Raw genomic sequence first — 16,666 nt, forward strand, 5'->3', positions numbered from 1 at the left:
GACGGAAGTGCGGGCAGACCCGGGATTGTTGTGCCGACAGGATTTCTTGACAATCACATGAAGGATTGACACTCTGTATGAATATTTTTGACAAACAAGCGGAGCGCGCCACGTGGACCTCTCGGCACTGACCCTGCTGGTGGAGATCCTGGACGCCGGCAACCTCAGCCTGGCCGCGCGCAAGCTCAAGATGAGCCGCGCCAACGTGAGCTACCACCTGCACCAGCTGGAGAAGTCGGTGGGCGTGCAGCTGGTGCGCCGCACCACGCGGCGCGTGGAGCCCACCGAGGTCGGGCTGCGCCTGTACGAGCACGGCCGCAGCATCATGAACGAGATGCTGGCGGCGCGCGAAACCATCGCCACGCTGGGCCAGAGCCTGCAGGGGCGCGTGGGGCTGAGCATGCCCCTGGGCTACGGCCAGATGGTCATGGCCGGCTGGCTCATCGAATTCAAGCGACTGTACCCGGGGATCGTGCTCGAAGTGATGTTCGAGAACCGCGTGAGCGACCTCGTGCGCGAGGACGTGGACATCGCCATCCGCATCATGACCGAGCCGCCGCCGGCCCTGGTGTCGCGGGCCCTGGGCCCCGTGCGCTACGTGGTGTGCGCCGCCCGCGCGTACGCGCAGGAGCACGGCCTGCCCACGCGCCTGGAGCACCTGGCCACGGTGCCGCTCTTCACCTCGGGCTTCATCGGGCGCGAGCTGCGCGTGGCCGCCTACCGGCCCGACGGCCAGCGCGAGGAAGTGCTGCCCCGGCCCACCCTGCTGTCCGAGCATTTTCCCTTCCTGCGCGACGCGGTCCTGGCGGGCCTGGGCGTGGGCCTGCTGCCCGACTACGTGGTGGCGGACCCGGTGCGCGAGGGGCGCATCGTCACCGCGCTCGACGACTACCGCCTGAGCGTCTTTGGCACGCAGATGTTCCTCCTGTACATGCCCAACCGCTACCAGACCAGTTCGGTGCGCACGCTCATCGATTTCATCCTCGAGCGGGCGGGCGGTGTGCCTACAAGAAGCCCGGCACCTGGCCGCCCATAATGGGACGTTCTCATCCACCATGGCGCGACCGGAGCTCCTGACATGAACACTCCCCGACATCCCAAGCGTTTCTCGATGATCCGCGAATTCCACCTGGCCGACTGGTTCACGCTGGGCAACGCGGTCTGCGGCGTGGGCGCATTGTTCTCGTCGATGACCTACCTGGAAACCGGCGCCGTGGTGCACGTCTATTTCGCCGCCGCCCTCGTGCTGGCCGCGCTCATCTTCGACGTGCTGGACGGCCGCATCGCGCGCTGGCGCCAGAAGAGTTCGGCCATGGGCCGGGAGCTCGATTCGCTGGCCGACGTGATCTCGTTCGGCGTGGCTCCGGCCATCATCGCCTATGGCTGCGGCATGCAGGGCCTGTACGACCGCATCGTGCTGGCCTACTTCGTGGCCTGCGGCGTCTCGCGCCTGGCGCGCTACAACGTCACGGCCGAAACCCTCTCGGGCGACGACGGCAAGGTGAAGTACTTCGAGGGCACGCCCATCCCCACCTCCATCGTGCTCGTGGGCCTGCTGGCCCTGGCGGCCTACCTGGGCGCGGTGCGCGAGAGCCTGTGGTTCGGCAAGGTGCTCATCGGCGGCTTCACGCTGCACCCGCTGGTGCTGCTGTTCGCGCTGTCGGGTTCGCTGATGATCAGCCGGATCCGGATCCCGAAGCTGTAGCCCCCCGGCGCGGGCCTATTGCCACCGCGCCTACTGCGCCGCGGGCCGGCGGTTCACCAGTACGATCCCCGCCGCCACCAGCACCAGCGCGGCCACGAGCCCGGCGGTGACGGGCTCGCCCAGCCACCAGGCGCCAAACAGCAGCGCGAACACGGGCGTGAGGAACACGAACACCGAGATCTTCGTGGCCGGGTAGTGCGCCAGCATCCACATCCAGGCCAGATAGCTCACGAATGCACCCACGAGCGCCTGCACCAGCAGCGAACCCCAGGCGAAGGTGCTGAACTGCAAGGTCCAGCTTTCGCCCAGGACCAGCGACAGCCAGGGCAGTGCGGCGGCGCTCACGCCCACCTGGTAGAGCAGCTGCTTGGCGGGCGCCACGCGCGCGAGCGGCGTGGTGCGGATCACCACCGTGGTCAGCGCCCACATCAGGCCCGCGGCCAGGCCCAGCAGGTCGCCCAGCCAGGCACGGGGCAGGGCGGCGTTGGCGGGGCCCAGCAGACCGTCGCCCAGCGCCAGCCCCACGCCCACAAAGGCAGCGGCCAGTCCCAGCCACTGCCAGCCCTGCAGGCGCTCACCGGGGATGAAGCGCGGCAGCAGCAGGGCCACCCAGAACGGGGCGGCATAGAGGAACACCGTGAGGCGCGACGCCGTGGTGTACTGCAGCCCCAGGTAGATGCAGGCAAATTCTCCTGCGAACAGCGCCCCGGCGAGCAGGCCCGCGCGCGGTGCCCCGGCCGGCTCGGCCGCGCCCGACAGCGGCACGCCGCGCCACGCGCACCAGGCGGCGACCGCCACGGTGGCCAGCACGAAGCGCAGAAAGGCCTGGTACACGGGAGCCACCTCGCCCACGGTGGCTTTCACCAGCACCTGCTGGAAGCCCCAGAACATGCAGCAGGCCAGCAGCAGGGCGATGGCCAGGGAATCGATGTGGGTTTTGCGGGGAGAAGACATCGGTCGATTATCAAAGACCCTTGCCCGGCGGCCCGTCGCCCATGCATCCAGGCGACCCGGAGCGCAGGCGGAAGGCTTCACGGCCCCTCGCAACCCTGGCGGCCATCGGCCCGGGCGCGCCACAGCGGCGGTCCGATGCGCCACAGCAGCACGGCGAAGGCCGCGCACCAGCCCGCGCCGGCCCCCGCCAGCCACAGCGGCCCGCCGCCCGCCCACGCGGCGCCAGCGCGCACGGCGGTCGCCAGCAGCAGCAGGCCGGCGGCCCAGGGAATCCAGCGGCTGGTATCGGGCGGCAGCCCGCAGTGCGCCCGCCCGGCAATGGCGATCACCATGAAGATGTTCAGGCCCACCGCGCCCATTGTGATCAGGTGCCGCCCCGCGCCCGTGCCGCCGCCCGCGCCCAGGTGCGACAGCCCCAGCGCGCCATAGCCCAGCGCCATGCAGGCATACACCGCGTAGAGCAGAAGTGGCGTGCGCCGCAGCAGCGCCCGGCCCACATGCCAGTCGCCCATCAGGTGGAACACCGAGGCACTGGCCGCCAGCGCCAGCCAGCCCGCGAGGTGACTGCCTGGCCGGGCGAACTCGGCCAGCGTGTATAGCGCGATGCACAGCGCCGCCAGATGGCGCCGTGGCGGACGTGCCACGTAGGGTGGCGCGCCGGGCGTGGCCTGTTCGATGGCGCGGTTCACGATGCGCATGGAGATGCGGCTCATGGCCGCCACGATGAGCAGCATCAGCAGCCCCAGTGCCACAAGCAGCCAGCGCAGGGCCGGCAGGCCCCGCAGCGCATCGGCATAGAAGCCCGCCACAGCGGTCGCCAGCGCGGGCAGCGCCCACCAGAACGCCACATGGCGCCGGCCGGCCGGTGACCACAGGGGCCGCGCCAGCATGGCCGCCAGCCCCAGCAGCAGCCCGCCGTGCGCCAGCGCCGCCAGCCACAGCGCCGGCGCACCGGCCGCGCCGGAGCCCCAGAAACCGATGCGCCCCAGCATCCACAGCGCCGCCAGCGCACGCAGCTGCCCGCGCGTGGCACCCCTCTGGCCCGTGAATTCAGGCATGGCGGTGAGCGCGAAACCCGCCACGGCGGCCAGCGCGAAGCCGAAGACCAGTTCATGCACGTGCCAGGCCACCGCGCCGCCGGCCACGGCCGGAGGCGGCAGGCCGGCGCCCAGCACGGCGCTCCACCACGCCAGCAGCGTGACGGCCGAGCCCATGGCCAGCAGGAAGAAGGGCCGCATCCCGCACATCCACACCGGATGGGCCGCATGCCACGGCGCGGGCCGTGGCGTATCCGCAGGCCTGCTCAGCATCGCGATGCCCACGGTCCAGGGTGAGGGGTGTGCGATCCTGGCGCCAACGGCTGCCAGCGGCCCCCGCCCGTGGCGTTCTCCGGCGCCGCGGTGCCGGCGTCGCCGGGCAGGCCGAATGCCGCGCGCACCCCGGGGTGCTGCCGCAGCTCGGCGGTGCAGCGGTACACCAGCGCGTCACCGCGCGTCAGCGCCGCGCCCGGCGGCTCGTAGCGCGCCACGATGCGCCCGGGCGCGGCAGCCATGACCAGCACCGTGTCCGCCAGGCGCACGGCTTCCATCAGGTCGTGTGTGATCAGCAGCACGGCCATGCCCTGTGCGGCCTGGCGCGCGAGCAGCAGCTGGTGCAACTGGCCGCGCAGGCCCACGTCGAGTGCGCCGAACGGCTCGTCCATCAGCAGCAGATCGGGCTGCAGCACCAGCGCGCGGGCCAGGGCCGCGCGGCTTTGCATGCCACCCGACAGCTCGGCTGGGAACTGCGCCAGCACCGACGCCGCCAGGCCCAGCGCCAGCGCGGCCTCCCTGGCGCGGCGGTGGCGCTCGGCGCGGGCCACGCCCTGCGCCTTCAGGCCCAGGGCGATGTTGTCCAGCGTGCTCATCCAGGGCAGCAGGCGCGGCTGCTGGAACATCAGCGCGGTGTGCGCGAAGCCGTGGCGGATGTGGCCCTGCTGGTGCGTCAGCAGCCCGGCGCACAGGTGCAGCAGCGTGGTCTTGCCACAGCCCGATGGGCCCACCAGCGCGACGATGCGGCCAGCCGGCACGTCGAGGTCGATCCCTTCCAGCACCGGGGCGGGGCCGTAGGCATGGCGCAACCCGCGCACCTGCAGGTTGGATGGGCACGCGCTCATGCGCCGGCTCCCCGCCAGCGCTCCAGCTCGCGCTTGAAAGGTTCCAGCAGCGCATATTCCAGCACCAGCAGGCTGCCCACCACGGCACAGATCCAGGCGAGCGAGCCGCTCGTGTCCAGGTGCGAACGCGTGACGGCCAGCGCCGCGCCCACGCCGTCGCTCGTGGCGAGCAGTTCGGCCATCACCGCCACCTTCCACGAGGAGCCCAGGGCCGTGACCCACGCCGGGAACAGGTAGGCGGCGACGTGCGGCAGGTACAGGTCGAGGATGCGCATGCGCCATGGCAGGCGGTAGGCGCGCGCCATGTCCCGGAGGTGGTGGTCCAGGGTGCGCGTGCCCTGCAGCGCGCCGGTGAAGACCACCGGCAGGCAGGCCACGAAGACGGTGAACACCGGTGTGCCGTCGCCCGCCCCGAACCAGAGCATGGCCAGCACCAGCCAGGCGATGGGCGGCATGCCCAGCAGCAGCGTGACCCAGGGGCGCGCCATCATCGAAGCCGTCATCGACAGGCCCGCCAGCAGCCCCAGCGCGCTGCCTACGCCTGCCGCGAGCACGAGCCCCAGCAGCGCGCGGCGCGCGGTGGCGGCCAGCTCCGGCCAGGCCGCGCCCGACTGCGCCAGGCCCCGCAGCGCGGTGAAGGTGGTGAGCGGGTCGGGCAGGATCAGCGGGCCGTAGAGGCCCGCGCCCAGGTCCCACAGCGCAAGGAACAGCAGCAGGCTGGCCAGTGCCCCCCAGCCGCTCCACAGATAGGCGGGCGCGCCCCGCAGCAGGCGCCAGACCAGGCGCATCTCAGCCCGGCCCCCGGCCGGAACAACGTGCGGGACAGCTCATGGGCGGGCGGGCGATGGGGCGGCGCAAGCAAGGCAAACTTCGGTCAGCTGCAGCACCACGGGCTCCTGCAGCGTGCGGGCGAAGTGCCGGTGGCCGGCGTCTTCCGAGAACACGCTGCCGGGCGGCATGGGCTTGAGCATGGCCGCGTCGAAGCGGTCGCCAAAGCCCAGCAGCAGCGTGCCGCTGACCACGGTGACGAGGCGGTAGCCGCGTTCATGGCCATGGGGGGGCAGGTCGGTGCCGGCGGCGATGCGCACGCGGCGCGTCACCACGTGGTGCGCGGCGTCGGCGTGCACGTCCACACGCTGGGTGGCCTTGCCCTCCTGCCAGGTGATCTGTTCGGGCGTAAGGGTGAACGCACTGCCGTCGCCGCCACCGGCGGCGAGGACGGGCAGCGCCATGGTGCCCAGCAGGGCGGCGAGCAGTGGAATCAGGCGATGGCTTGGCATGGAGATCCTTGAAACGAAGAGGTGCCGCCGTGGCGGGACGCGGGGGCCCCGGGCGGCGGCATGTGGATGAAGCCGGCGTCGGGCAGCTTGCCGCCCAGCAGCGCGGGATCGCGTGCGAACAGCTGGCCGAAGAAGAAGCCGATGTCGTCCCGCGCCGCATGGGCCGGCACGGCGTCGAGCTGGCTCGTGGCCAGGGCGTCGGCGACGGCCTCGGGCGTGAGCAAATCGATGCGCGCCGCCACCAGACGGCCGCAGTCAAGCGGGTTCGCGCGGCACCATGCGGCCGAACGCGCGTAGGCGTGCGCCACGGCCGCCAGCACGGCGGGCTGCCCGCGCACCATGCCCACGGCGGCGATGCCGGCCTGCGGCAGGCGCGGCGCGCGCTGGAACACCCGCCCCCATTCCTGCTGAAGATCGGCGCCGCGGTGCAGTGCGGGCGCCACGAGGCCGGCGGGAAACGACTGCGTCTTGCGCAGCGCCATCGACACCGCGGGCTCGGACAGCAGTGCGTGCGCAACGCGGCGCGTGATGAGCAATTGCATGGCCTCCATGGGCGTGGGCACGTAGCGCGCGCGGAAATCGCGGCGCAGGTCCAGGCCCTGCCTGGCGGCCAGCAGCTGCAGCATCAGGTCGGGCATGTCGCCACGGAACGGCACGGCGATCTCTTCACCGCGAAAGTCCGCAAGCGCCTTGCGCCCGGCGTCGCGCGTGACGATCCACAGCGCGCCCCAGGTAGCGATGTTGAGCAGCGTCACGCCCGCGCCGCGGTTGTAGAGGTTGGCCGCCACGTTGCTGGGCATCGCCAGTACGTCGGCCTGGTGGCCCAGGGCCATCACGCGCAACTGGTCGGGATCGCGCCAGGGGGTGAAGGTGGTGCGCTCGACGATGCCGTTCAGCGCGCCGGTCTCGGCCATGTGGATGAGCGGCGCGGACACGATGGCGGGCGGGCCCGCCAGGGCAATCCGCGGCAGCCGCCCCGCGGGCGACGGGTCGGCGGCGCGCGCATGTCCGCCCAGGGCGAGCGCGCAGCTTGCGGCCAGCATCTGGCGGCGGCGAAGTCCGTTCCAGGGGAGTGTCATGCGGCGGCCTCCGGTCAGAACTGGTAGCTCATGCCGGCCGCCACACTGCGGCCCAGGCCGGGCAGGTAGCCCGGCTGGGCGGCGGTGGCGCGGTTGCGGACGGCGTAGCTGCTGGCGTAGCGGCGGTCGGTCACGTTCTCGGCCTGCAGATAGGCGGTCCAGGGGCCGTTGCGCCATTCGAGCTTCACGCCCAGCAGCGCGTAGGCGTCCTGCTCGGCGCCGGCGGTGTTGGCGTGGTCGGTGGGTGTGCTGGTGGGCATCCAGCGCAGGTTGGGGCCTAGGCGCCAGTCGCCCACGCGCCACAGCACCTCGGCGTTGAGCAGGTGGCGTGGCACGCCGGCGATCCGCTTGCCCGCGTATTCACCGCCCTTGAAGCGCAGGTCGCTGTAGGTCCAGGAACCGCGCCAGTCCAGAGCGCCCGTGGCCAGGGGCCAGCTGCCCGACAGGCCTGCTTCCACCCCCTGGTGGCGGGTACCGCCCGCGTAGTTGTAGGTGCCCACCTTGATGCCGTTGGCGTCGGTGGTGCTGATGAGTTCGCCGGCCACCTGGCTGCGGTAGACGGCGGCGGTCCATTGCACGGCGCCCGTGCCGTCGCCCCAACGGCCCTGGCCGCCCATCTCGGTCGTGGTGGCGCGCTGCATGGACAGGCGGATCAGTTCGCTGCTGGCCGTGGCCGGGCTGTTGGGGGCCACGGTGGCGCCCAGGATCTCCCAGAAGGTTGGCGCCTCGTGGCTGCGGCTCAGGTTGGCCCACCAGCGCGTCGCGGGTGTGAGGTTCCAGTTCACACCCACCTTGGGCGTGGCAAAGGTCCATTGCTGGTCCAGCTCCGCGCCCGCGGTGCGGCTGGCCGCGTCGCGCGACTGGCGGCTCCACTGCAGATGGCCCACCAGCGTCCACTGGGGCGCCACGCGCCAGTCGGCCCCGGCCAGGGCCTGCAGGTTGTTGGCGGTGAGGTCATAGGCGCCAAAGCGCTGCAGGCGCGTGCCGTTGGCGGGGCTGGTGGCGAACAGGTCGCGCTCCATGCTGCTGCGCGACCACGCCAGGGCCGTGCGCCAGCCCAGCGGGCCGGCCTCGCCCGCGGGGCGACCGCTGGCCTGCCATTGCGCGCCGGTGGTGCGGGTGCCGCTCACTGTGTAGTGGGTCTGGTTGTTGAACAGATCCTCCGTGTCCTGCCAGTACACGCCGACCTCCTGGCGGAGGGCTTCGCTGCCCCAGCGCGAACGGTTGGCCAGGCGCCATTGCGTGGCCTCGCGGCGCGGGTCGCGCTTGTAGACGTTCAGAAGCTGGTCCTGCGGCGTGGCGCCATCGCCCATCACGCTGCGTGGGTTCGAGGCGATGCGGTCCTTGGGGACCACGGTGGGGATCTGGAAGGCAAGGTCCGTCCAGCTGAAATAGGTGCGGTTCTCGAAACCCCCATCGCCCAGGAACCCGATGTTGGCGTGCACCGCGTCGCGCTGCGAGGCGGAATGGCGGCGGTAGCCGTCGAAGCGGTCGCCGCTGACGCTCAGGCGCGCGTCCCATTGTTCGCCGCGCGTGCCCACGGCGGCCTGCAGCCCCTGGCGGCCGAAGCTGCCCGCCTCGGCGCGCACCTGGCCGCGTCCGTCGACCCCGGTGAGCGACTGGAAGTCCAACTCGCCGCCCAGGGTGGTGGCGCCGGGCGAGAGCGTGTTCGCGCCGCGCCGAACGCTCACCAACGCCGCGTTGCGTGGCTCGACCAGCCCGATGATGAAGGAGCCGTCGGCTTCGTTGAGCGGCAGGCCGTCCTGCAGCAGCAGCACGCCGCGGTTGACAGGGTTGCTCTGGATGCCCGAGCCCCGGATCGACAGGCGCGGCTGGTCCGTGCCCCCAAAGAAGTCCTGGATCACGATGCCCGGCTGGTAGTCGAGCGCATCGCGCAGCGTGGCCAGGCGGGTTTCCTTCTGCGGTTCGACTAGGTGGGTGCCGCCGGGCACGCGTGCCAGGCGCTGACGCTCGGCCGCCACCGAGGCCCGCACGGGCGAGGTGTCCGCCTCGCTCCCGGCACGCACCGTCACGGTCGGCAGCGCGGCGGCTTGCGGGGTGTCGGATTGGGCCATTGCGGCCGGTATCGGGAAGGCGCCAGCAAGGGCGATGGCCAGGAGTGGACGGCGGAAGGTGCGATGGGATGACATGGCGGGCCAGGAGGAAATGAATGAGATCTATTCGTATTGGTGGAGAATGCATGCTCAAAGAGGAATATGAAATGACTTTTATCAACGGTGCCCCGGTCCAGCGGGAGGATGCGGTGGCCTCCAGCCCGTGTGGTGCGTTGCAAGAGCTGCTGGCCGCCACGCGCCTGCTCGCAGGCATGCCGCGCGAGGTACTGGCGGCCCTGGGCGGCGACGCCGTGCGCTGGCGCCACGCCGATGGCGACACACTGTTCTTTGAAGGCGACGAGGCCCGCCACTGCCTGCTGGTCGCCCAGGGGGCCGTGGAAGTGCTGCGCTATGACGCAGCGGGCGACGAGCGCATGCTGCACTGCTTCGAGGCCGGCCAGCTGGTGGCCGAGGCGGCGATGTTCATGCCCCACGGCCTGTACCCGATGACGGCGCGCGCGCGAGGCGGCACACAGGTCTGGCGCATTTCCCGGCGGGCATTGCGCGGCGCCTGCGAACGGCATTCCGCGCTGGCGCTGCGGCTGCTGGAGTCGCTGAGCCTGCGCCTTTACCAGCGGGTGAACGAGGTGGACTGGCTCACCAGCAGCAATGCCCCGCAGCGCCTGGCCGCCTATCTGGTGTCGCAGGCCGAGCGGCAGGGCCTGGACATCCAGCTGCCGACCAGCCAGCGCCACCTGGCTGCCCATCTGGGCATCCGCGCCGAAACGCTCAACCGCATCCTGGCCGAATGGCAGGGCAAGGGCTGGATCCGTGGCGGGCGCCGCCTCTGGTGCCTGCAGGACGTCGCCCCGCTGCGCGCGCTCGCGGCTCCCGCCGCCCGTGCGTTCTGATTCTCGGCCCTGCCCCGCGGCGGGCCTGCGGTGCGCGGGCGCTGGCCCGGTTTCCGATGAAGGCACGGGCTCCCCTGGGAGGGGCACGGCGCCACGCGCGAGGCGCCGCGCGTTTCCCCTTGTGTTCCCGCGCAGGGCGCCCGGGGAGCGCGAACAGGTTCTTACACGGGCCCACGGTACACTTTGCGCCTTCTGAAACCCGTTCCCGAGCGTCTTTTCCACCCCTCATTCATGGCCCTTACGACGGCGGCGCAGTCCCGCACCAGCTTTGACCTCAAGAGCGCCTCTTTGCCCGTGGTGGCCGTGGTGCTCAAGACCACCGACGCCGCGCTGTTTGCCGCCGACCTGGCCGAGCGCGTGGCCGACGCCCCGGGCTTCTTCGACAATGACCCGGTGCTGATCGATCTGGCCCCTGTGCGCGAAGCGCAGGAACCCATCGATTTCGCGGCCATCACGGCCTTGCTGCGCAGCCACAGCACCCTGCCCGTGGCGGTCCGCGGCGGCAGCCCTGCCCAGATGGATGCCGCGCGCGCGGCCGGGCTGGCCGCGGCGCCCGATGCACCGCCCGTTCGCGCCGAGGCCCCTGCCACCCCGGTGCAGGAAGTGGTGCGCGAGGTGATCCGCGAGGTCGAGGTCGAAGTGGTGCGCGAAGTGCCCATGCCCGGCCCCGGCACCGTGGTGGTGGACAAGCCCCTGCGCTCGGGCCAGCAGGTGTATGCCCGTGGCGCCGACCTGGTGGTGATGGCCGTGGTGAGCTTTGGCGCCGAGGTGATCGCCGACGGCAACATCCACGTCTATGCCCCGTTGCGCGGTCGCGCGATTGCCGGTGCGCGCGGCAACACCGAAGCGCGCATCTTTTCGACCTGCCTGGAGCCCCAGCTGGTGTCCATCGCGGGCATCTACCGCACCACCGAGACCGAGTTGCCCGCCGATGTGCGCGGCAAGCCGGCCCAGGTCCGGCTCGATGGCGAGAAGCTCATCATCGAAGCTCTCAAGTGAAACACCCCCCTATGTCGCTTCGCTCCTTCCCCCCCACTCTCGCAGCGCTGCGCGCAGCGGGACGCTCCCAGCGCGGCGGGGCGGCCCTTGCGCGGGAGCCCTGGTGTGGGCCACGCCCGTGTCAAGCGTCGCCCCGGTGCATGCGCCACGAAAATTGATACTTCATTCATCATCAAACCCCTCAAGAGACCCCAACACATGGCCAAAATCGTCGTCGTGACCTCCGGCAAGGGTGGCGTGGGCAAGACCACCACCAGTGCCAGCTTTGCCACCGGCCTCGCCCTGCGCGGCCACAAGACCGCCGTGATCGACTTTGATGTCGGCCTGCGCAACCTGGACCTCATCATGGGCTGCGAACGCCGCGTGGTGTACGACCTCATCAACGTGATCCAGGGCGAGGCCAACCTGAACCAGGCCCTCATCAAGGACAAGCAGTGCGACAACCTGTTCGTGCTGGCCGCCAGCCAGACGCGCGACAAGGACGCGCTCACGCAGGACGGCGTCGAGAAAGTGCTCAAGGACCTGGCCGCGATGGACTTCGAGTACATCGTCTGCGACTCGCCCGCCGGCATTGAAAGCGGCGCGCTGATGGCCATGCACTTCGCCGACGAGGCGCTGCTGGTGACGAACCCCGAGGTGTCGTCGGTGCGCGACTCGGACCGCATCCTGGGCATGCTGGGCAGCAAGACCAAGCGCGCGATCGAAGGCGGCGAGCCGATCAAGGAGCACCTGCTCATCACGCGCTACAACCCCAGCCGCGTGCAGGACGGCCAGATGCTGAGCCTGGAAGACATCCAGGACATCCTGCGCATCAAGCTGATCGGCGTGATCCCCGAGTCGGAAGTGGTGCTGCAGTCGTCCAACCAGGGCACGCCCGCGATCCACGCCAAGGACTCGGATGTGTCCGAGGCCTACAAGGATGTGATCGACCGCTTCCTGGGCGCCACCGACAAGCCGCTGCGTTTCATCGACGCGGAAAAGCCAGGCTTCTTCAAACGCCTGTTCGGGAGCAAATAAGCCATGGCTTCTTTCCTGTCCTTCCTGCTCGGCGAGAAGAAGAAAACCGCCAGCGTCGCCAAGGAGCGGCTGCAGATCATCCTGGCGCACGAGCGCAACGGCCGCAACGCCTCGGAGCCCGACTACCTGCCCGCGCTGCAGCGCGAACTGGTGGCGGTGATCTCCAAGTACGTGAAGATCAACCCCGACGACCTCAAGGTGCACCTGGAGCGCCAGGACAACCTGGAGGTTCTGGAAGTCAAGATCGAGCTGCCCGACACGGTGCGTTGAAGGCTCGGTTTCGAGCAAAATTGGGCTCTGACGCTTATCTGGTAAGCGCTAGTAGCTATCAATATTGATGAATCCAGTGGGGCCTGGTTAGCGCGCGTGCTTTGCCCACTTGCCGGCCAGCGCCTGCGCGATGCTCAGCCCGCGCTGCCCGGGCACCAGCGTGGCGGTCTCTCCAGCGGCGATGGTGCCGGGCTGGTCCACCGCCAGGTAGTAGCCGCAGCACCCGGCCAGGGCCATGGTGCGGCCCGCCTGCGCAAACCCCATGACGGCGTTGAACTTGAAGCATGGCTCGCGCGGGGCACTCACCCGCAGCACGCAGTGGGGGAAATGCCATTCGTCGCCCACAAACACCTCCGCTTCCAGCGGCCCGTCGATGGTGAGGTTCTCCCCCATGAAACCCGGCGGCAAGGTTTCATCGAACAGGCTGACACCCCGTTCGCGGCGCTGGGCCTGCCAGAACGCATAGTGGGCGGCGGGGTAGGCGTATACGGCCTTGCCCAGGCCGCCGTGCACGCTCGGGTCGGCCTGCTCGTCCCCTGCCAGGCCCAGCGGGCCCACCGCCACCGGGCCGGTGACGGGCGCCTTGCCGATGGCGGTGAGCACCGAGCGTTCGCCCACCTTCAGGCGCCGGGCCAGGCCGATGTTCACGTGGCGCACGGCCACGGTGGGGGTCGTCACAGCGGGTGCTCGGTGTAGAACTTGCCCCCGTGGTACAGCAGGGGCGAGATGCCTTCGCGGTGCTCGCAGCGCTCGACCTCGCCCACAAAGATGGTGTGGTCGCCCTCCTTGTACTGGCTGCGGTTGAAGCACTCGAACGTGGCGGCTGCCCCGGCCAGCAACGGGGCACCGCTGATGCCGGGCCGGTGTTCCAGGCCTGCCCAGCGGTCGATGCCGCGCGTGGCAAAACGCTCGGCCAGCGCCTTCTGGTCCGCGGCCAGCACGTGGATGGCGTAGTGCGAGCCATCGGCAAAGGTGGGCAGGGTGCTGGCGCCGTGCGACAGGCTCCACAGCACCAGCGGGGGTGCCAGCGACACCGAATTGAACGAACTGGCCGTGAGCCCCACCAGGTCGCCCGCAGCCGTGCGGGCCGTGACGATGGTCACGCCCGTGGCAAACATGCCCAGTGCATCGCGAAACTCGCGTGTGGAGAAGCTCGGTGGCAGGGCGAGGGCGGGGCGGGGGGGCGAAGGGTTCACAAAAGCGGTGCCAGCGGTGGCAGCAGGGGGGAGCAACTATTATCAGGCGCCACCCACCACCGCGCTGTTGCGGGGTTTACTTCCGTAAGACTTGCGCAAATCGGGATGCAACCACCACCTGGCGTGGGGGCGAGCTACCTGCCTGAATCCTGTTTTGCGTAAGTCATTTCTGTTCCGTTTTCCACCGCATGGCCGTTCTTCCTACCTTCACCGCCCTGGGCTCCGGCCCCACCGTGCTCATGCTGCACGACGCCGATGGCGACCACCTCACCTTTGCCCCCCAGGTGGAAACGCTGGCCACGGTCGGCTACCGCGCCGTGGCCTGGAACATGCCGGGCTATGGCCGCAGCGCTCCCGTGGAGCCCTACACCTTCAAGGCGCTGGCGCAGAGCTGCCTGGCCCTGATCGACGCCCTGCGGGGTGGCCCGGTCACGCTGGTGGGGCACGGCATGGGCGCCATGGTGGCGCTGGAGGCCGCCGTGCGCGGCCCATCGCAGGTGCGGCGCCTCGTGCTGTGCGCGGGCGGGCCGGCGCTCGACGCGCAGGCGGTGGAAGACTGGGTGGCGCCCCGGCTGCGCGCCCTGAAAGCGCTGGATGGCGGTGGCGGCATGGAGGCGCTGGCGCAGACGCTGGTGCCCCAGTTCATCGGCACCGGAGCCCTGCCCGAAGGGGTGCGGCTGGCCAGCCATGCGCTGGCCCAGGTGTACCCGGGGGCCTACCGGCGCGCGCTGGAGGCCTTGCCCACGTTTGATCGCGGGGCTGCCGCGCTGGCCCACCTGGCCATGCCCACGCTGCTGGTGGGGGGCGCGCTGGACCGCTGCACACCCCCCGCGGCCCTGGAGGCGCTGGCCCAGGTGCTGCCCGATGCGCAGACCCTGGTGCTGCCCCATGTCGGGCACTGGCCCCAGCTGGAGGACCCCGAGGGTTTCGATGCCGCGCTGCTGGACTTTCTGGCGCAGCGGCGGGTGCTGCACTGAGCTTGCCCCACCCCGCAGGGCCGATGGTTCGGCCGTCCAAGCGGTCCATTTTTTCCCCCGCCATGCCCTGGCGCCGCCGGGCGGGCTCATGCAGGCCTGATTGCTCCTTCCCTTTCTCCTTCTGTTGCCATGTGGTTTGCCCTGAAGAAAATACTGTCTGCGCTGCTGTTGCCCCCGGTGTCCAGCATCCTGCTGGCGCTGGTGGGGCTGTGGATCGCGCGCTACCACCGCCGCACGGGCATCACGGTGGTGGTGCTGTCGCTGCTGTCGGTGCTGGTGCTGTCCTGGCCACCGGTGTCGGATGTGCTGGTGCGCAGCCTGGAGCGCTATCCGGCGGTCGTCCCCAAGGAGTTGCCTTCGTTAAAAGTGCAGGTCATCGTAGTGCTGGGCGGCGGCGCCGACACGGTGGCGCCTGAATACGGCGTGGACGTGCTCAGCCGGGGCGCGCGTGAGCGGGTGCGCTACGCCGTGTACCTGCAGCAGCAGGCGGGCTTGCCCATCCTGGCGACGGGCGGCTCCACCGGCGGCACGCGGGCCGAGTCGCTGGTCATGAAGGACGTGGTGGAGCGCGAGTTCAAAGGGCGGGTGCGCTGGACGGAGGTGGAGTCGCTCGACACCCGCAGCAATGCCGGAAAATCCGCCATCCTGCTCAAGGCCGCCGGCATCGAGCGCATTGCCCTGGTCACCCACGGCTGGCACATGGTGCGCGCGGCCGGGGCCTTCGAGCGCGCGGGGCTGCAGGTGCTGCCCGCGCCCATGGGCTTCAAGGGCGGGCAGGCCCGCAAGCTGTACCGGGTGCTGCCGCGCGCCTCCGCGCTGGCCGACAGCAGCCTGGCGCTGCACGAATGGCTGGGGATTCTGGTGCAGCGGATGGGGCTGGGCTCCTGACACGACGTTGTCAGCAGCCCGGCAATAGCCTCGTGTGCATCATTCTTGAGAGGGAGCTGCCCATGATGCAGGCCAATGCCGCCGGCACAGCGAAGTGGAAAGGCGCGCCGGGCGCCGGCGCCCCAGCCATGGGAGACGCCGCGCACGCCCCGGTGCCGGATGGATCTGCGGGCCGCCAGAGCCTGGCGAACCTGATGGCGCTCGGGCAGGCGGATACAGTCTCCCTCGTTGCAATGCCCACAGTGGAGTGACATGGGTTTTTCTGCCGCTGAAAAAGAGCAAATGCTGGCCCTGCACGGCGTGGGGGCCACCGTGATTGCGCGCCTGGAGCAGGTCGGGTTTTCGTCGCTGGCCGAACTGGTCGACGCGGATGTGGCCGCGGTGACCAGAACCATCTCGGAGATGATGAGGTCCACCTGCTGGCACAACAGCCCCCAGGCGCGCGGCGCCATTGGCGCCATCGTGGCGCTGGCCCGGAGCCGGCAGCCCTAGCTGTTCTCGCCGGCGTCCCGGCCCCTGTGGCGAAAGCCACACCCACCGCGACCGCAGCAGCCTCACCCTGGGCCGTGCCGGCACGGCGTTGTGGTTAGCTATGCCAGCAAGAAGTCCGGCGCCGCAGCCAGCGCCTGCGCGTCGGCCTGCACCGCCCCCGGCGGCCCGCCCTTGCCCCAGAGCGCGCCGCCCCAGGCCATCGACAGGAACCGGGCGCACAGCTCCACGGAGTCGATCATGGGCTGGGCCTTGGCGCGGTCGCCGCTGGTGGTGATGAGCGCCAGGGTCTTCGCGCCCATGGGCTCCTTGAAGGCCAGGCCGGGCACGCGCATCCAGGCGCTCCAGTGGTCCAGGTAGGTCTTGAGCGGCGAGGGAATGCTGTACCAGTAGACCGGCGCCACGAACACGATGTGCGTGGCCGCCAGCGTGGCGTCCAGCAGCGTCTTCATGTCGCCTTCGGGCGGCGCATAGGTGCCCGAGGTGTGGCGCTGGTCCACGAAGGGCGGCAGGTCCATGCGGGCCAGGTGGTGCCAGGTTTGTGTGGTGCCCGGGGGCAGCGCGGCGGCCGCCTGGCGCGCGAGCCACTCGGTGTTGCCGGTGTGGCCCGGCTCGCGGGTGGACGTGGTGAGAAAGAGGTAGTGCGGTGCAGGCATGGACGGGATCGTAACGGCCCCGGCCCGTGTCTGCTG

General features: G+C 70.5%; 20 protein-coding genes. 10 read left to right on the forward strand and 10 right to left on the reverse strand.

Going from position 1 to position 16,666, the window contains the following annotated elements; genetic code table 11:
- Window positions 1–112: 112 nt before the first annotated feature.
- Complete coding sequence (locus tag AC1RCS_RS00120) at window positions 113–1,036, forward strand: LysR family transcriptional regulator (RefSeq protein WP_218296504.1); 924 nt, start codon at window positions 113–115, stop codon at window positions 1,034–1,036.
- Window positions 1,037–1,078: 42 nt separating this feature from the next.
- A complete protein-coding gene (pssA, locus tag AC1RCS_RS00125) occupies window positions 1,079–1,705 on the forward strand; it encodes a CDP-diacylglycerol--serine O-phosphatidyltransferase (RefSeq protein ID WP_218296505.1) in 627 nt (208 codons plus the stop codon).
- Window positions 1,706–1,735: 30 nt separating this feature from the next.
- Here the strand turns inward: pssA and AC1RCS_RS00130 are convergent, their stop codons facing one another.
- The 7 genes from AC1RCS_RS00130 to AC1RCS_RS00160 form a co-directional block, all read right to left on the reverse strand.
- Window positions 1,736–2,659 (reverse strand): DMT family transporter, encoded by a 924-nt coding sequence (locus tag AC1RCS_RS00130; protein ID WP_492244810.1) that lies wholly within the window; start codon window positions 2,657–2,659, stop codon window positions 1,736–1,738.
- Window positions 2,660–2,736: 77 nt separating this feature from the next.
- Entirely contained in the window at window positions 2,737–3,969 is a 1,233-nt protein-coding gene (locus AC1RCS_RS00135) for an NnrS family protein (protein ID WP_492244809.1), read from the reverse strand.
- On the reverse strand, window positions 3,963–4,814 hold the full coding sequence (locus tag AC1RCS_RS00140) for an ABC transporter ATP-binding protein (protein ID WP_492244808.1): 852 nt from the start codon (window positions 4,812–4,814) through the stop codon (window positions 3,963–3,965). Before AC1RCS_RS00140 ends, AC1RCS_RS00135 begins: the two co-directional genes overlap by 7 nt.
- Window positions 4,811–5,602, reverse strand: a complete 792-nt coding sequence (locus AC1RCS_RS00145) for an ABC transporter permease (RefSeq protein WP_492244807.1) — start codon at window positions 5,600–5,602, stop codon at window positions 4,811–4,813. Before AC1RCS_RS00145 ends, AC1RCS_RS00140 begins: the two co-directional genes overlap by 4 nt.
- Before the next feature lie 39 nt (window positions 5,603–5,641).
- Window positions 5,642–6,094, reverse strand: coding sequence for a cupin domain-containing protein (locus AC1RCS_RS00150; RefSeq protein WP_492244806.1), 453 nt, complete (start codon window positions 6,092–6,094; stop codon window positions 5,642–5,644).
- Window positions 6,076–7,173 (reverse strand): ABC transporter substrate-binding protein, encoded by a 1,098-nt coding sequence (locus AC1RCS_RS00155; protein WP_492244805.1) that lies wholly within the window; start codon window positions 7,171–7,173, stop codon window positions 6,076–6,078. Before AC1RCS_RS00155 ends, AC1RCS_RS00150 begins: the two co-directional genes overlap by 19 nt.
- A gap of 14 nt (window positions 7,174–7,187) precedes the next feature.
- A complete protein-coding gene (locus AC1RCS_RS00160; protein ID WP_492244804.1) occupies window positions 7,188–9,248 on the reverse strand; it encodes a TonB-dependent receptor family protein in 2,061 nt (686 codons plus the stop codon).
- 146 nt (window positions 9,249–9,394) lie between these two features.
- Between AC1RCS_RS00160 and AC1RCS_RS00165 the strand changes: the two genes are divergently transcribed.
- The 4 genes from AC1RCS_RS00165 to minE all read left to right on the forward strand — a co-directional run bounded on the left by AC1RCS_RS00165 (window position 9,395) and on the right by minE (window position 12,424).
- On the forward strand, window positions 9,395–10,138 hold the full coding sequence (locus tag AC1RCS_RS00165) for a Crp/Fnr family transcriptional regulator (protein WP_492244803.1): 744 nt from the start codon (window positions 9,395–9,397) through the stop codon (window positions 10,136–10,138).
- Window positions 10,139–10,369: 231 nt separating this feature from the next.
- On the forward strand, window positions 10,370–11,137 hold the full coding sequence (gene minC / locus AC1RCS_RS00170) for a septum site-determining protein MinC (protein ID WP_218296508.1): 768 nt from the start codon (window positions 10,370–10,372) through the stop codon (window positions 11,135–11,137).
- Window positions 11,138–11,335: 198 nt separating this feature from the next.
- Window positions 11,336–12,154: a septum site-determining protein MinD gene (minD, locus tag AC1RCS_RS00175; protein ID WP_218296509.1), complete on the forward strand. Its 819-nt coding sequence runs from the start codon at window positions 11,336–11,338 to the stop codon at window positions 12,152–12,154.
- A 3-nt stretch (window positions 12,155–12,157) separates the two neighbouring features.
- Entirely contained in the window at window positions 12,158–12,424 is a 267-nt protein-coding gene (gene minE, locus AC1RCS_RS00180) for a cell division topological specificity factor MinE (protein WP_015011987.1), read from the forward strand.
- Between the two features lie 87 nt (window positions 12,425–12,511).
- Here minE and AC1RCS_RS00185 read toward each other — a convergent pair whose 3' ends face one another.
- Window positions 12,512–13,102: an MOSC domain-containing protein gene (locus tag AC1RCS_RS00185; protein ID WP_218339225.1), complete on the reverse strand. Its 591-nt coding sequence runs from the start codon at window positions 13,100–13,102 to the stop codon at window positions 12,512–12,514.
- Window positions 13,099–13,620, reverse strand: coding sequence for a flavin reductase family protein (locus tag AC1RCS_RS00190; protein WP_029414219.1), 522 nt, complete (start codon window positions 13,618–13,620; stop codon window positions 13,099–13,101). The genes AC1RCS_RS00185 and AC1RCS_RS00190 overlap by 4 nt, the downstream gene beginning before the upstream one ends.
- A 188-nt stretch (window positions 13,621–13,808) precedes the next feature.
- Here AC1RCS_RS00190 and AC1RCS_RS00195 point away from each other — a divergent pair, with 188 nt between their 5' ends.
- The 4 genes from AC1RCS_RS00195 to AC1RCS_RS00210 all read left to right on the forward strand — a co-directional run bounded on the left by AC1RCS_RS00195 (window position 13,809) and on the right by AC1RCS_RS00210 (window position 15,977).
- Window positions 13,809–14,597: an alpha/beta fold hydrolase gene (locus AC1RCS_RS00195; protein ID WP_218296511.1), complete on the forward strand. Its 789-nt coding sequence runs from the start codon at window positions 13,809–13,811 to the stop codon at window positions 14,595–14,597.
- Window positions 14,598–14,726: 129 nt separating this feature from the next.
- On the forward strand, window positions 14,727–15,485 hold the full coding sequence (locus tag AC1RCS_RS00200) for a YdcF family protein (protein ID WP_492244802.1): 759 nt from the start codon (window positions 14,727–14,729) through the stop codon (window positions 15,483–15,485).
- 62 nt (window positions 15,486–15,547) lie between these two features.
- Window positions 15,548–15,736, forward strand: a complete 189-nt coding sequence (locus tag AC1RCS_RS00205; RefSeq protein ID WP_492255469.1) for a hypothetical protein — start codon at window positions 15,548–15,550, stop codon at window positions 15,734–15,736.
- Window position 15,737: 1 nt separating this feature from the next.
- Complete coding sequence (locus AC1RCS_RS00210; protein ID WP_369641037.1) at window positions 15,738–15,977, forward strand: helix-hairpin-helix domain-containing protein; 240 nt, start codon at window positions 15,738–15,740, stop codon at window positions 15,975–15,977.
- Window positions 15,978–16,075: 98 nt separating this feature from the next.
- Here AC1RCS_RS00210 and AC1RCS_RS00215 read toward each other — a convergent pair whose 3' ends face one another.
- Window positions 16,076–16,630 (reverse strand): flavodoxin family protein, encoded by a 555-nt coding sequence (locus AC1RCS_RS00215; protein WP_492244801.1) that lies wholly within the window; start codon window positions 16,628–16,630, stop codon window positions 16,076–16,078.
- Between the last annotated feature and the right edge of the window lie 36 nt (window positions 16,631–16,666).

It is taken from the genome of Acidovorax sp. GW823-FHT01C06 (genome assembly GCF_058798375.1).

Coding starts and splice junctions, on each gene's coding strand:
- AC1RCS_RS00215 (WP_492244801.1), bottom strand. CDS start 16,630: ATGCCTGCACCGCACTACCTCTTTCTCACCACGTCCACCCGCGAGCCG.
- AC1RCS_RS00135 (WP_492244809.1), bottom strand. CDS start 3,969: ATGCTGAGCAGGCCTGCGGATACGCCACGGCCCGCGCCGTGGCATGCG.
- AC1RCS_RS00155 (WP_492244805.1), bottom strand. CDS start 7,173: ATGACACTCCCCTGGAACGGACTTCGCCGCCGCCAGATGCTGGCCGCA.
- AC1RCS_RS00130 (WP_492244810.1), bottom strand. CDS start 2,659: ATGTCTTCTCCCCGCAAAACCCACATCGATTCCCTGGCCATCGCCCTG.
- AC1RCS_RS00205 (WP_492255469.1), top strand. CDS start 15,548: ATGATGCAGGCCAATGCCGCCGGCACAGCGAAGTGGAAAGGCGCGCCG.
- AC1RCS_RS00150 (WP_492244806.1), bottom strand. CDS start 6,094: ATGCCAAGCCATCGCCTGATTCCACTGCTCGCCGCCCTGCTGGGCACC.
- minC (WP_218296508.1), top strand. CDS start 10,370: ATGGCCCTTACGACGGCGGCGCAGTCCCGCACCAGCTTTGACCTCAAG.
- AC1RCS_RS00165 (WP_492244803.1), top strand. CDS start 9,395: ATGACTTTTATCAACGGTGCCCCGGTCCAGCGGGAGGATGCGGTGGCC.
- AC1RCS_RS00195 (WP_218296511.1), top strand. CDS start 13,809: ATGGCCGTTCTTCCTACCTTCACCGCCCTGGGCTCCGGCCCCACCGTG.
- minE (WP_015011987.1), top strand. CDS start 12,158: ATGGCTTCTTTCCTGTCCTTCCTGCTCGGCGAGAAGAAGAAAACCGCC.
- AC1RCS_RS00210 (WP_369641037.1), top strand. CDS start 15,738: ATGGGTTTTTCTGCCGCTGAAAAAGAGCAAATGCTGGCCCTGCACGGC.
- AC1RCS_RS00200 (WP_492244802.1), top strand. CDS start 14,727: ATGTGGTTTGCCCTGAAGAAAATACTGTCTGCGCTGCTGTTGCCCCCG.
- AC1RCS_RS00160 (WP_492244804.1), bottom strand. CDS start 9,248: ATGGCCCAATCCGACACCCCGCAAGCCGCCGCGCTGCCGACCGTGACG.
- AC1RCS_RS00145 (WP_492244807.1), bottom strand. CDS start 5,602: ATGCGCCTGGTCTGGCGCCTGCTGCGGGGCGCGCCCGCCTATCTGTGG.
- pssA (WP_218296505.1), top strand. CDS start 1,079: ATGAACACTCCCCGACATCCCAAGCGTTTCTCGATGATCCGCGAATTC.
- AC1RCS_RS00140 (WP_492244808.1), bottom strand. CDS start 4,814: ATGAGCGCGTGCCCATCCAACCTGCAGGTGCGCGGGTTGCGCCATGCC.
- minD (WP_218296509.1), top strand. CDS start 11,336: ATGGCCAAAATCGTCGTCGTGACCTCCGGCAAGGGTGGCGTGGGCAAG.